This is a genomic window from Nitrospirota bacterium, from assembly GCA_016214855.1.
In the GTDB taxonomy this organism is placed as follows: domain Bacteria; phylum Nitrospirota; class Thermodesulfovibrionia; order Thermodesulfovibrionales; family UBA6898; genus UBA6898.
The window spans coordinates 63,865-76,521 of the sequence record JACRMT010000010.1; the positions used below are offsets into that span (position 1 = coordinate 63,865).

At 52.0% G+C, this 12,657-nt stretch carries 14 protein-coding genes; 10 read left to right on the plus strand and 4 right to left on the minus strand.

What is annotated here, in order from left to right:
• The first annotated feature begins 35 nt into the window (after positions 1-35).
• From HZB62_09470 to HZB62_09510, 9 genes are all read left to right on the plus strand, one after another.
• Positions 36-938 carry a branched-chain amino acid ABC transporter permease gene (locus tag HZB62_09470; protein ID MBI5075373.1) on the plus strand — a complete coding sequence of 301 codons (903 nt, stop codon included), beginning with the start codon at positions 36-38 and terminating at the stop codon, positions 936-938.
• Positions 935-2,065, plus strand: coding sequence for a branched-chain amino acid ABC transporter permease (locus HZB62_09475; protein MBI5075374.1), 1,131 nt, complete (start codon positions 935-937; stop codon positions 2,063-2,065). Before HZB62_09470 ends, HZB62_09475 begins: the two co-directional genes overlap by 4 nt.
• A complete protein-coding gene (locus HZB62_09480) occupies positions 2,049-2,810 on the plus strand; it encodes an ABC transporter ATP-binding protein (GenBank protein ID MBI5075375.1) in 762 nt (253 codons plus the stop codon). Before HZB62_09475 ends, HZB62_09480 begins: the two co-directional genes overlap by 17 nt.
• A gap of 5 nt (positions 2,811-2,815) precedes the next feature.
• Positions 2,816-3,514 carry an ABC transporter ATP-binding protein gene (locus HZB62_09485; GenBank protein MBI5075376.1) on the plus strand — a complete coding sequence of 233 codons (699 nt, stop codon included), beginning with the start codon at positions 2,816-2,818 and terminating at the stop codon, positions 3,512-3,514.
• Between the two features lie 131 nt (positions 3,515-3,645).
• Positions 3,646-3,918 carry an acylphosphatase gene (locus HZB62_09490; GenBank protein MBI5075377.1) on the plus strand — a complete coding sequence of 91 codons (273 nt, stop codon included), beginning with the start codon at positions 3,646-3,648 and terminating at the stop codon, positions 3,916-3,918.
• A 15-nt stretch (positions 3,919-3,933) separates the two neighbouring features.
• Positions 3,934-4,614 (plus strand): hypothetical protein, encoded by a 681-nt coding sequence (locus tag HZB62_09495; GenBank protein ID MBI5075378.1) that lies wholly within the window; start codon positions 3,934-3,936, stop codon positions 4,612-4,614.
• Positions 4,615-4,651: 37 nt separating this feature from the next.
• A complete protein-coding gene (bioB, locus tag HZB62_09500) occupies positions 4,652-5,626 on the plus strand; it encodes a biotin synthase BioB (GenBank protein MBI5075379.1) in 975 nt (324 codons plus the stop codon).
• On the plus strand, positions 5,577-6,521 hold the full coding sequence (locus tag HZB62_09505; protein MBI5075380.1) for a 6-carboxyhexanoate--CoA ligase: 945 nt from the start codon (positions 5,577-5,579) through the stop codon (positions 6,519-6,521). Before bioB ends, HZB62_09505 begins: the two co-directional genes overlap by 50 nt.
• A complete protein-coding gene (locus tag HZB62_09510; protein ID MBI5075381.1) occupies positions 6,493-7,377 on the plus strand; it encodes a diacylglycerol kinase family lipid kinase in 885 nt (294 codons plus the stop codon). The genes HZB62_09505 and HZB62_09510 overlap by 29 nt, the downstream gene beginning before the upstream one ends.
• A gap of 46 nt (positions 7,378-7,423) precedes the next feature.
• Here the strand turns inward: HZB62_09510 and mnmA are convergent, their stop codons facing one another.
• Positions 7,424-8,530, minus strand: coding sequence for a tRNA 2-thiouridine(34) synthase MnmA (gene mnmA / locus HZB62_09515; GenBank protein ID MBI5075382.1), 1,107 nt, complete (start codon positions 8,528-8,530; stop codon positions 7,424-7,426).
• A gap of 141 nt (positions 8,531-8,671) precedes the next feature.
• Between mnmA and argJ the strand changes: the two genes are divergently transcribed.
• Positions 8,672-9,847: a bifunctional glutamate N-acetyltransferase/amino-acid acetyltransferase ArgJ gene (gene argJ / locus HZB62_09520; GenBank protein MBI5075383.1), complete on the plus strand. Its 1,176-nt coding sequence runs from the start codon at positions 8,672-8,674 to the stop codon at positions 9,845-9,847.
• Between the two features lie 64 nt (positions 9,848-9,911).
• Here the strand turns inward: argJ and HZB62_09525 are convergent, their stop codons facing one another.
• The 3 genes from HZB62_09525 to HZB62_09535 form a co-directional block, all read right to left on the minus strand.
• Complete coding sequence (locus HZB62_09525) at positions 9,912-10,922, minus strand: serine hydrolase (protein MBI5075384.1); 1,011 nt, start codon at positions 10,920-10,922, stop codon at positions 9,912-9,914.
• An 8-nt stretch (positions 10,923-10,930) separates the two neighbouring features.
• On the minus strand, positions 10,931-11,698 hold the full coding sequence (locus HZB62_09530; GenBank protein MBI5075385.1) for an AAA family ATPase: 768 nt from the start codon (positions 11,696-11,698) through the stop codon (positions 10,931-10,933).
• A gap of 81 nt (positions 11,699-11,779) precedes the next feature.
• Positions 11,780-12,508 carry an FAD-dependent thymidylate synthase gene (locus HZB62_09535; protein MBI5075386.1) on the minus strand — a complete coding sequence of 243 codons (729 nt, stop codon included), beginning with the start codon at positions 12,506-12,508 and terminating at the stop codon, positions 11,780-11,782.
• Positions 12,509-12,657 lie beyond the last annotated feature (149 nt).

Genomic DNA, 12,657 nt, shown 5'->3' on the forward strand with positions numbered 1-12,657 from the left:
TTTCCCTCGGTGCGTTCTTTCTGGTAATATTCCCTGTGTTCTTTCAGCAGATCATTAATGGCCTGACGCTTGGCAGTGTTTATGCCCTCATTGCCCTTGGATATACCATGGTCTATGGCATCCTTGAACTGATCAATTTTGCGCATGGCGAGATCTATATGCTCGGCGCCTACCTCGGCATCATCATCCTCGGCTTTTTTACCGCGATCGGCTTGACCGCATACAGCATGCCCTTGACACTCGTGCTCACCTTCATACTCACAGTCTTCTTCTGTGCATCCTACGGTTTTACCATGGAGAAAGTGGCATATAAGCCTCTCAGGCGGGCCCCGAAGCTCAGCCCGCTGATCAGCGCAATCGGCGTTTCGATCTTCCTTCAGAACTACGTAATGATCACCCAGGGCGCCACAGATAAGGTATTCCCTTCAGTCCTGGGTAATGCAGGCTTCACCGTTGCAGCGACTCAGGTCAGTTATATGCAGGCTGCCATAATCAGTATCTCCGGTCTGATCATGCTGCTCCTTCACGCCTTTATCAGCAGGACAAAGACCGGCAAGGCAATGCGTGCTGTTGCCCAGGACAAGAACATGGCAGCTCTCGTCGGTATCAATACAGACAACATCATATCGATCACGTTCATCATCGGTTCAGGTCTGGCAGCCGTGGCAGGCATGATGGTTTCCGTTTACTACGGACTGGTGAACTATTCGATCGGTTATTCTGCCGGCATCAAGGCCTTCACTGCAGCTGTTTTAGGCGGTATCGGCAATATTCCGGGCGCCATGTTCGGCGGGATCCTTCTTGGCCTGATCGAGAGTCTCGGCGCAGCCTATATTTCGAGCGAGTACAAAGATGCCTATGCCTTCATCATCCTGATCATTATCCTTCTGGTCAAGCCTGCAGGGCTTCTCGGAAAGGCATCTGAAGAGAAGATATGAACAATGCCTTCATAAAGACACTGCTCAGGGCAGGCGGCATAAGCCTCTGGTCAGCCCTGCTTTTCCTGCCTTTCAAGGGTCTTCAGGCCGCAGGCGTACTATGCATCCTTATGTTTCTTGCCCTCCTGGTCGTGACCATGGCATCCAGGCTGTCAGACCCTTTTTCCCGGGCAGCAGAAATTGTCCGGAAGAATGTTGCGGGGCTCATGCCCGGAGATCCACGCTATCTTCTGCTTCTGATCCTTCCGGCACTGACCGTGCCGTTCTTCTCCCGGAACTACGTCCTTGATGTTGCGGTCCTCGCGGGCATTTATATGATCCTTGCCTTGGCACTCAATGTCGTCGTCGGCTTCACCGGCCTTCTGAATCTCGGGTTCGTGGCATACTATGCGATCGGCGCATACAGTTTCGCGCTGCTGAATACCAGGCTCGGCCTCGGCTTCTGGTCAGCACTGCCCCTGTCCGTGGTGATCACTACGGCAGCCGGTTTTTTATTTGCCGCGCCTGCGCTCAGACTGAAGGGGGACTACCTTGCGCTGGTTACACTCGGCTTTGGTGAGATCGTGCGGATAACGCTCAACAACTGGGACAGCTTCACCAAAGGGCCGAACGGTATCAGCGGCATTGCAGCACCTTTTTTCTTCGGTACGTCCCTTGCGCCGCTTTCATCCTTTTACTATCTTGTCCTCTTCTTTGTTGTCCTTTCGGTCATTGTCATCAGAAGAGTCCACGCCTCAAAAATAGGCAGGGCCTGGATCGCCTTGCGCGAGGATGAGATCGCAGCATCTGCCATGGGCATCAGGATTACACGGTATAAGCTTTATTCTGTTTCCTTCGGTGCGTTCTGGGCAGGTCTTGCAGGCTGTCTTTTTGCAGCAAAGATGCAGTTCATCTCACCTGAAAGCTTCACTTTCATGGAGTCAGTGCTGATCCTGAGCATGGTCATTCTCGGCGGGCTTGGGAGCATTGCAGGCGTCATCGTCGGCGCAGTCATCCTTGTTGCTCTTCCCGAGGCGCTGAGAGATATCCAGATGTACCGCATGCTCGCTCTCGGTGCCGGTGTTGTGCTCCTGATGATCTTCAGACCTCAGGGGCTTTTCGGAGGACACAGTGCTCCTCGAAGTTAGGGCAGTCTCGAAACGCTTCGGCGGCATCAGGGCCGTTGAAGATGTCACTTTTTCCGTTAAACAGGGCATGATCCTGAGTATTATCGGCCCGAACGGCGCGGGCAAGACCACACTTTTCAACTGTCTGACCGGGTTCATGAGGCCGACCAAAGGGAGCATCATCTTTTCGGACAATACTATTTCAAACCTTTCAGCGGACAGGATCAGCCGTCTCGGCATCTCCCGCACGTTTCAGAACATCAGGCTTTTTAAGGCCATGTCCGTGATCGAGAACGTCATGGTGGCGCAGCATGCAAAGATAAGATCAGGCCTGCTGCCGATCATTGCGCATGCGCCGTCGTTTCTTCATGAAGAAGCATCCGTTCGCCAGACAGCCTTTGAATATCTTGCGTTTCTCGGCCTTGAAGCATTCGCTGATCAGGCAGCAGGAAACCTTCCTTACGGGGCGCAGCGCCGGCTGGAGATAGCCCGGGCAATGGCGTCAGAACCTCAGCTCATTCTTCTGGACGAGCCGACAGCAGGCATGAACCCCCTCGAAACTGATGAGATGATGGCAACGATCAGGAAGATGCAGGAGATGGGCAAAACGATCATTCTCATCGAGCATGATATGAAGTTTGTGATGGGCATATCGGACAGGATCATCGTGCTGGACCACGGGGTAAAGATCGCAGAAGGCAGCCCGCATGAAGTAAAGAATAACCCCCTGGTCATCGAGGCATATCTCGGCAAGGAACTGCACTGACTGCCATGCTGAGACTTGAAAATATCCATGCCGGATATGGGCCGGTCAAAGCGCTCAAGGGTATTGATATGGAAGTCAACCGGGGAGAGATCGTTTCACTTATCGGGAGCAATGGCGCCGGAAAATCCACCTGCCTCATGACCATATCGGGCATTCTCAAATCCAGGTCCGGCACTATCCTGCTGGGAGATACGGACATTGCAGGACTGCCGCCTCACAGGATCGTTCAGATGGGCGTCAGTCAGGTGCCTGAGGGCAGGAGGATATTTCCCCGGCTGACCGTTTTCGAAAATCTCCAGATGGGCGCATTCCTCGGCCGGGGAGATTTCAGAGCATCCCTTGAAAAGATCTGCCGGCTCTTTCCGATCCTCGATGAACGTAAGGATCAGCCCGGCGGCACCCTGAGCGGAGGAGAACAGCAGATGCTTGCTATCGGAAGGGCGCTCATGTCAAATCCTGACATCCTCCTGCTTGACGAGCCCTCGCTCGGTCTCGCACCGATCATGGTGAGCAAGATCTTCAAGACCATACAGGAGATCAGCAGCGAAGGAATAACGATCCTTCTTGTTGAGCAAAATGCCAGGGCAGCGCTCAAGCTCTCGCACAGAGGCTATGTTCTTGAGAACGGCAGCATCACCCTTGCAGGCAAAAGCTCAGACCTGCTCGTCAATGAAAAAGTGCAGCATGCATATCTGGGAGAGTAAAAAGACAGGTCAAGGCCAAGAGAGAATCAGGCTGAGGTTCAGAATAGAGAAATGCAGAGATGCATTTTTCCCGCCTTAGCCTCAACAATGACCTTGGCTGAGATCTGCTTTTTTTCTGTTATAATGTTCGCATGATCTCACGCGCTCATCTTCTCATATTCGGAAGAGTTCAGGGCGTATTCTACCGTGCGTTCGCGCAGGATCAGGCAATTAAACTCGGGCTGAGCGGATGGGTCAGAAACATGCATGACGGCCGCGTTGAAGCAGTGCTTGAGGGAGAGAAAGAGCATATTGAACGGGCGATCCTTGCCTGTAAAAGAGGGCCTTCCGGAGCCCGCGTGACCGATGTTGCTATCACCTGGGAAGATCCCCGGGGAGAACAGGTATTCGAAATACGGTATTAGACGGGAGGAACAAAAATGGCTGTAATTAGAAAAAAACTCGGTGAGCTTCTCATGGAAGCGGGTCTGATAGATGAGATGCAGCTCAAAGCGGCGCTCTCCCACCAGAAAGAATGGGGAGGCAGACTCGGCGGCGTTCTTATCCGGAAAGGCTTTGTAAATGAATCAGCGATGATATCTGTCATCGAAAATCAGATGGGTATGAAATGCATGCCGCTGGAACGATTCGAAAAACCGTCTGAAGAAGTCATGCGCCTTGTAAAAGAAGATACAGCCAGAAAGTTCGGTATACTGCCACAGAAATTCGACGGCAAAACCCTGATAGCCGCGACCTCAGACCCGACGGACCTTAAGATCCTTGACGATCTCGGATTTCTCCTTGGGGTCCGCGTGAAGCCGGTTCTGGCGCTTGAGTCGGATATCCATACGGCACTCGACCATTTCTATGACCCCATGACCGCTTCCACCACGCTTGAAAGAAAAACACATGTTGTGGACATGACCTTTTCTCCTTCCGGATCACAGTATGAGCTCGTGCAGGATATTCACACGCGGCAAGAACCTGCGCAGGATCAGAAGGAACTCATCGCGGGAGATATTGAGCATGCCGTGGTCGCCAGCATAGTTGACCTGCTTGTCGAAAAGGGTATTTTCACGCGCGATGAGCTTGCAGAGAAGATCAATTTCAGAAATGGATAGCCTGTCCCGGTAATCCCGTGCATTCATGACATATCGCATGAACGCTGACAGACTGAGAAGGATTGAGGTCAAAACCCTTTCTCGGAAAAGATTGTCTGCAGCAGACGCGGAATTTCTCGCGGCGACTTCCGGACAGGACCTCTTCGAACTCTTTGCCGCTGCAAACAGGATACGGGATCATTTTCAGGGAAACCACGTTGATCTCTGCTCTATCATAAATGCAAAATCAGGGAAATGCCCTGAGGACTGTTCATACTGTGCCCAGTCAGCAGGAAGCAGGGCTCAGGTAACAGCTTACCCGCTTCTCGACAAAAAACAGGTTCTCGCCAGGGCAGCAGAGGCAAAAAAAGGCGGGGCAAAGAGGTTCTGCATTGTCACCAGCGGCAAGAGGGTCTCCGGCAGAGAGCTCCTGAAGATCGCAGATATGGTGACCGGCGTAAAGAACCTCGGCCTTCTGCCCTGCGCAACGCTCGGACTTCTCACCAGCGATGACCTGAAACTTCTGAAAAAGGCAGGGCTCAAACGCTACCACAACAACCTTGAGACATCCGAGCATTTTTTCCCGAATATATGCACGACCCATTCATACGACGAAAAGAAGGAGACTATCCGCAATGCCCGGGAAGCGGGTCTCTCTGTCTGCTCAGGCGGCATCTTCGGACTTGGCGAGACCTGGAAGGACAGGATAGAAATGGCCTTTGCGCTCCGGGACCTCGGCCCTGATTCCGTGCCGATCAATTTTCTTGCCCCTATCAGGGGGACAGCGCTCAGCAGGCAAAAACCCCTCGAACCGCTGGAAGCCTTGAAGATCATCGGTCTTTATCGCTTTATCCTTCCTGACAAGCAGATACGCGTATGCGGCGGCCGCCTTCAGACCCTCAATGAACTAAACTCCTATATCTTTCTGGCCGGCGCAAGCGGCCTTCTGATCGGCAACTATCTCACAACGCTCGGCAGAGGCTATGAAGATGATCTCAGGTTCATCAGAGATCTCGGGTTCTCGGTCAGATGACTCTTTCCCCCTGCCCGATAATGCGATGACCTCGCCTATGTGGAACATACGTATGAGGGCGTCGAAGCAGGCGGCAAAAAGCAAAGCGCATAGGGCAAAGAGCTGCCTGCCAATCCCGGGCCTCCAGCCCCAAACATCTGAAATCCATATCTCCGGAGCGGAAACGATCTGTTCCAGGGGAGAGATACAAAAGATGGTCCGGGAATATGTTGACCGTGCGATAGCGCATCCGCGCGGAAAGCCGGACAGTATTGTCGTCACCATCGAAAGACTGAATAAGCCCTTGAGGTCCATAACAGCCCTGCCGCTCATGACCGTGAAATGCGGTTCTTCTGCTGGCGCAATAGCCATCATCAACATACTGCTGAGAAGATCAGGCGTTTCAATCGAGGCGATAACCTCAGCACTATCTATCCTGAGGAATAAAGAGTCTATGCGCGGGGCCAGCCTGGTGCGGGCCTCATCAGGCAGACGCGTAGAACCTGACATGCAGCGGGGCGTAAGAGCTTCACGGTTCGGCATTGCAAGGCCAGCAGACAAAGCACTCTCCTCAGGACTTAGTAAACTCAACATCAACACACAGACAGTCAGGGAGGCACTTGTTCTGGCTTCAAAGGTCGCATCGTGCAGGGATATCGTTGCAGAGGTCTGCATATCTGACGACCCTGATTACACAACCGGATATGTTGCATCAGCATCTCTGGGGTATATACGTATTCCCCATATCAAGAAAAAGCGGGACAGAAGGGGCGGCAGGATATTCTTTATCAAGGAAGATGCAGACGTCCAGCCTGTCATGCAGTATCTCGAAAGGACACCTGCCATGATACAACGTATAAAACCATGCTCAGGGGAAAAGACCATCGATGAAATCCTCGATCGTTATCATAAGTAATCCGACAGCGCGCACCTCATCCTTTGAAAAGGTAAAACGGGCAACCGCATATCTGCAGAAAAGAGGTTTTGAAACAAAACTTCTCTTCTCGGAAAGAAGGGGTCACGCCGAGGAGCTTGCCCGCGAGGCTGCAAGAACAGGGCCACGCCTTATTATTGCAGCAGGCGGGGATGGAACCATAAACGAAGTGCTGAACGGCATGGTCATGTCAGATACGCCGCTGGCGATCCTGCCGCTCGGAACGACCAATGTACTGGCCAGGGAACTCTCCATCCCCGACTCTGTCGAAGGGGCCATGGAGCGTGCAATCGACGGACAGGTCAGAACAGCCTGTCTGGGCAGGATCGAGGCTTCTGCTGACCACGCCCCTGTTGTCCGTCATTTCTGCCTCATGGCAGGTGTCGGCTTTGATGCAAAAGCGGTGTATGATGTGAACAGCACACTGAAAAAGGTCTCCGGCGAAGGCGCATACATCTGGAGCGGCATCAGCAATCTCATCCATTATTATCCGACAGAGCTGATCTTCAGCATTGACGGAAAACAGCATACCGGCTACGCAGGGATCATAGGGAAGGCAAGCAGGTATGGCGGCAGCTTTAAAATAACTCCTGACGCCGATATCCTCGATCCGTATTTTTATGTCTGTATCTTCAAAGGCAAGAACCGGGCGGATCTGCTTCGGTATGCAGCAGGTGTCATCAAGGGCTCACATCTGAGACAAAAGGATGTCCTGTATCTCAAGGCCTCATCCATAGCGATCACGGGCAATGCTCATATCCAGATCGACGGGGACCACCTTGGCACAACACCAGCGGCGATCACATCAGTAAAGAATGCTATAACATTGGTCTATTAGCGCTGCCGCACGGCATGGGAATATCTTTACCGGTCAGCCATCGTCTTTATCCGGAAGGTTCTCTCGAAATGATCCCTCCTCCTATCACCACATCGCCATCGTAAAAGACCGCGCTCTGACCGGGAGCAGGCGCCCACTGGGGTTCATCGAACAGGACGGCCGCAGTATTTTCATCTGCCTGAATCGAGGCATTTCTCGCCCCCATCATAGACCTTACCTTCACTGCTGCGGTGAACGAAGATGACTCGGGCCGGAGCAGCCAGTTCAACTCCCTGACACTGATCTGCTGTGCCATGGCCTCCTCGCGCGAACCCGCCTGGATGGTGTTGCTGAGGGGATCGATGCGCGTTACATAATGGGGCTCAAGGGAGGCGATATTGAGCCCTTTTCTCTGGCCGATCGTATAGGAGAAGATGCCTTTGTGCGTTCCGACGATCTTGCCATCCGTTCCTAAAATAGGTCCTGGCTTTATTGTTTCTGGCGCAAGCCTCATGATAAAACCGCTGTAGTCATTATCATCGACAAAACAGATCTCCTGACTTTCAGGTCTGTCTGCCGCCGGAAGATGCAATGATCTGGCTATATTCCTGACCTCTTCCTTGGCGAGGTCACCAAGCGGAAGCAGGAGCCGATCAAGCTGTTCCCTGCTCAACACATAGAGGACATACGATTGATCTTTCTTCAGATCAATCCCCTTCTTTAGGCACTTTGCTGACTGCTGACCGCTGACCGCTGAATAGCTGAGATCTTCCACCCGCGCATAATGTCCTGTTGCGATGAACTCTGCCCCTGCCTCATCCGCAGCCCTGAGAAGATACGGGAACTTTATGTGCTTATTGCAGAGTATGCAGGGATTAGGAGTCATGCCGTTCTTATAAGACTCCACAAAAGGATCGACAACGTTATCAATAAAGGCAGCACGAACGTCTATGGCCCTGTGTTTAATGCCCAATGCTGCTGCTGTGTCTGCAGCACTGTCCCGCGCCTCAAGCGAGCAGCAGACAGCAGGCCCTGAACGTTGTCTCGCCTCGTACAGAACTAAACTGACGCCTTCAACATCATACCCCTGCTGTTTAAGAAGGTATGCAGAAACGCTTGAATCAACGCCTCCGCTCATACCGACAATCACCTTTGCCATGTAGTAGAGTAACACAACAAGGCAGCACATGCTAAAACAGGTGGACCGGCAGATCCGGAAACAATGTGCAAAAAACAGCACCGTTCATTATCACGTCAGTTGAAAACAGGGGCCGAATCCATATATTCTATTCACATGAAAAAATCATCTGACAATATGATCCCGCAAGGATTCTTCTTCTCCGTAACAGAGGCCGCGATCAAGAAACCGGGGCGCAAAGATCTGGCGCTGATCTTCTCCGAGGTTGAATCAGCGATTGCCGGCACCTTTACGACAAACACGGTCAAGGCAGCTCCGGTCCAGCTCTGCATGCAGAAAACAGCATCAGGCAGGGGCCAGGCGATCATGGTCAACAGCGGCAATGCGAATGCCTGCACCGGCAAGCAGGGCATGAAGGATGCCCGTGATATGGCCGCATCAGCCTCAAAGCAGCTTGGCATCAATGTTGACCTGATATATATATGCTCGACCGGCGTCATCGGCACCCCTATGCCGATGCAGAGGATCTTGCCCTCGATCGGTCCGCTGACAGGAGGTCTGGGCAATGCATCTTTTGATGACATTGCAGGGGCGATCATGACGACCGATACCTTCCCCAAGATAACCTCGACACAGATAAAGGTTGAGGGAAAACGGGGGATCATTGCGGGCATCTGCAAGGGTGCGGGCATGATCGCGCCGAATATGGCTACCATGCTCTGCTTCATCCTCACCGATATCGCAGTCGAGAAGAAGACACTTCACGCTGCGTTGAAAAGTGCGGTAGGCAAGTCCTTTAACCGGATCACCATAGACGGCGACACGTCAACCAACGACACAGCTCTGATCATGGCAAATGGGGTGCTCGGCAACAAACCCATTACCAGAAATTCTTCTGAGTTCCCTGCATTCCAGAAAGCGCTCGATGATCTGACCTATGAACTTTCACGGCTTATCGTAAAGGACGGCGAAGGTGCAACTAAACTTGTGGAAGTCGTCGTAAAGAATGCAAAGAAGGAAAAGGATGCACAGCAGGCTGCGATGACAATTGCCAACTCAAGCCTGGTAAAGACCGCCATCTACGGCAATGATGCCAACTGGGGCAGGATCATGGCCGCAGTGGGGTATTCCGGGATCATATTCAATCAGGAAAAGACGGACGTTTATTTCAACAGGGTAAAGGTTGTCAAAAAAGGGATCATGAACAACAAGGACAGGGAAGCGACCGAAGAGATGAAGAAAAAAGAACTGAAGATAACGGTCGATCTCCACGCAGGCAAGGCTTCAGTCAAGATCCTCACCTGCGACCTGACCGAGGACTATATCAGGATCAACGCAGAATACCGGACGTAACCGCAGCAACTCTGAGCGGCCATGAGCACCGATATGATGGCGCTCAGTCCATTTACCATCCGTTTTATTTGACGGCGCCGGCATCTACCTCGGCATAGATCATTCGGGAAATCTCCCTTATGATCCCAGTCTGAATGCCAAAGTCATTTCCCCTTGTCATGATCCCAATAATATATGGGTGCTTCGGATGGTACACAATGCCGAATTCGTGCAGCTGTTTGATCTCTCCCTTCATCCCCTGCACGTTCTCTCCATACTTGGCCGCAATCTCGGTGCCTTGGGGCACCCCTGCAGAAAGACCCTGTGAAAAGTCCTCCATGGTCAGCAGCTGAAGCGCCTTTTCAGACATTTCGCGATTCAAAAATGAAGCATTAAAAAGGATCCGAAAAAATCCCGAGTATCCGTGGACTGACACGGAATTCTCATCATCATTCGGCCTGTTGTCAATATCCATGCCATCCAGCACTGCGCTTAATTCTCTCGGGTTCAAGTCATTATAGAGCACTGCAGTGGCATTGTTATCGGAATAACTTATCATATATCGCAAGAGCTCTTCTATGGTGTAGGGACGGTGCGGTGTAATCGTATGCCGAGGCCTAAAGTTCTGCGTTGTGCTCATGTCTGACTTGCCGTCATATGCAAGTGTTCGCCTGAGAAGATAGGGGTCCCTCTCCGCCCTTTTTAGAATTGCGATCATCACCGGCACCTTCATCATGCTGGCCGGATTAAACTGCATGTCTTCATTAATGCCGAACCATGGGCCATCGTGCAGATCACGATAATAGACCGCAATATCTGTCGCCTGTCTTCTTCTGATCTGATCTCTTACGAAGGACTCGATTTTGTATTTAAACGGGATAGGCTCATTCGAAATATCTACGCCTTCGGGAAGTTCGACGTCGAGGAGAGGATTGGTATAGCGAAAACCCTTCAGAGCAACCCATCGGTGCTTATGGCTGTAATAGCGTTGATTAATGATATGGGAAGCCCACCCCGCGCCGAACATAAGAGCTGCCACGACCAGATAGATTATCGCCTGCCGGTAATTCAAACGTACATTCACTGAACTGGCCAAGCGGGTTCTTACGGTATCTGGAACGTATCAAAGATCGAGAAGGCTGCCTGGACTGCCGGCGAGCTCTCCGGCAGGTCACAGATAGCTTTGCCTGCGAGGTCGTGCTCAAAGACCCCTCTGTCCTGCGGCACAAGGCCGGCAACGGTCAGGCCGAGACTCTCTGCAAAGGCCTTAAGCTCTGCACCTTCTTCACCGGAAACGCGGTTTATAATCAGGGCATACTTCTCAATCTCAAGGTTCAGCTCCTTCACGAGATCAGCTATCCTGCGCGCAGTCTTAATGCCGCGCACCGTGGGGTCGCTCACGATCATAAGCATGTCAACCTTATGGGTCGTCCGTCTGCTCAGATGCTCCATGCCCGCCTCGTTGTCGATCACAACATAGGGATAGGTCTCCGAGAGCTTGTCCGTATATTTCCTGATGATATTGTTCGCAGCGCAGTAGCAGCCAGGCCCCTCAGGCCGTCCCATGACCATCAGGTCAAATCCTTTGGCTTCGATAACTGACTGCTGAACCTGATAGTCGAAAAGCTGTTCCATGGCCATGCCGCCCGGCCGCTCGCCGCCGCTTCTGATCTTTTCAAGTGATTCCTCGCGCAGTGATCCGATCGTCGCATGCACCGGCACACCCAGCGCTTCATTCAGGCAGGCATTGCTGTCGGCATCAACAGCCAGCACCGGCTTTTTTCTTTTCTCGACAATATACCGGACCGTAAGACCGGCAATACTCGTTTTCCCTGTTCCGCCCTTCCCTGCCAATGCTATTACATATGCCATATCAATATCTCCTTCAAGTTCTTTGCAGGGCTTTTTAACGGATTTGCCCGAACCGGCAGCACACGAACAGCAGCGATAACGCTAACGTAACCTCTTAAACCTCTCTCTCACCTCAATCGCTTTGCCGCAGGTATATTCACCCTCCGGACATGGCCCGCTCACACAGCCTGGACCGCTGCCTGAAAAGACCGTCGGGGCAATACTCTTAACCAGCTTCAGCATCTCCACTGCCATTGCCCTGATTTCCCACTGGGCACGGTTGCAGCAGCGCTGCCTGAAAAAGTGCAGAAGCTCACGGGCGTTCATGGTTATCATGATCTTCGTTTCAGCAGCATTCGGCAGCACAAAGCGGGCATCCTGGTTGGCTGCCTCGCCCTTCATGCCTTTTTTATTCAATTTTTTTACGATCTGATTGTACGCCTTCTGGGCCTTAGCCATGCTCTCAATAAAATAGCGTTCAAGATCAGCATCACCCTTAATTGTTGGGGGTATCACATAATCAAATCCGGCCTCTTCGCCCACATACCGCTGCGACTGCTGCGAATAGCTTGCCAGACGATGACGCACAAGCTGATGCGAACATGCACGCGATATACCCTCAACCGCAAAAGTGAATGACGCATGCTCAATAGGACTCATATGACCCATCTTCATGAGCTTCTCAACAAAGCCCTTCTGGTCTTTGGCCGCGGTCTTTTCTTTCAGGGATGCAATGTCCGAGGGACTATAGCAGAGCTTTGCTGCCATGGCAATGGTAGCCTCGGGATTCGGGGTATGACTGAGCAGGATCACCTTTACTGTTATTTCCAAAGCACTCTCCCTGGATACGTTCTCAGTAGCTTCTATTGGGTAGACAGTCTGCAGGTATTTAGGAAGATAGCTTACCTAACAGACTACAGCCTGAACAACCTGCGACGTTACGTTATCTTATGATAGATGTCTTCTTTTATTTAGTCAAT

Bases quoted from the DNA above. Each gene is read 5' to 3' on its own strand.
- HZB62_09475 (MBI5075374.1), top strand. From the start codon at position 935: ATGAACAATGCCTTCATAAAGACACTGCTCAGGGCAGGCGGCATAAGC.
- HZB62_09485 (MBI5075376.1), top strand. From the start codon at position 2,816: ATGCTGAGACTTGAAAATATCCATGCCGGATATGGGCCGGTCAAAGCG.
- HZB62_09490 (MBI5075377.1), top strand. From the start codon at position 3,646: ATGATCTCACGCGCTCATCTTCTCATATTCGGAAGAGTTCAGGGCGTA.
- HZB62_09495 (MBI5075378.1), top strand. From the start codon at position 3,934: ATGGCTGTAATTAGAAAAAAACTCGGTGAGCTTCTCATGGAAGCGGGT.
- bioB (MBI5075379.1), top strand. From the start codon at position 4,652: ATGAACGCTGACAGACTGAGAAGGATTGAGGTCAAAACCCTTTCTCGG.
- HZB62_09505 (MBI5075380.1), top strand. From the start codon at position 5,577: ATGAAGATGATCTCAGGTTCATCAGAGATCTCGGGTTCTCGGTCAGAT.
- HZB62_09510 (MBI5075381.1), top strand. From the start codon at position 6,493: ATGAAATCCTCGATCGTTATCATAAGTAATCCGACAGCGCGCACCTCA.
- argJ (MBI5075383.1), top strand. From the start codon at position 8,672: ATGATCCCGCAAGGATTCTTCTTCTCCGTAACAGAGGCCGCGATCAAG.
- HZB62_09530 (MBI5075385.1), bottom strand. From the start codon at position 11,698: ATGGCATATGTAATAGCATTGGCAGGGAAGGGCGGAACAGGGAAAACG.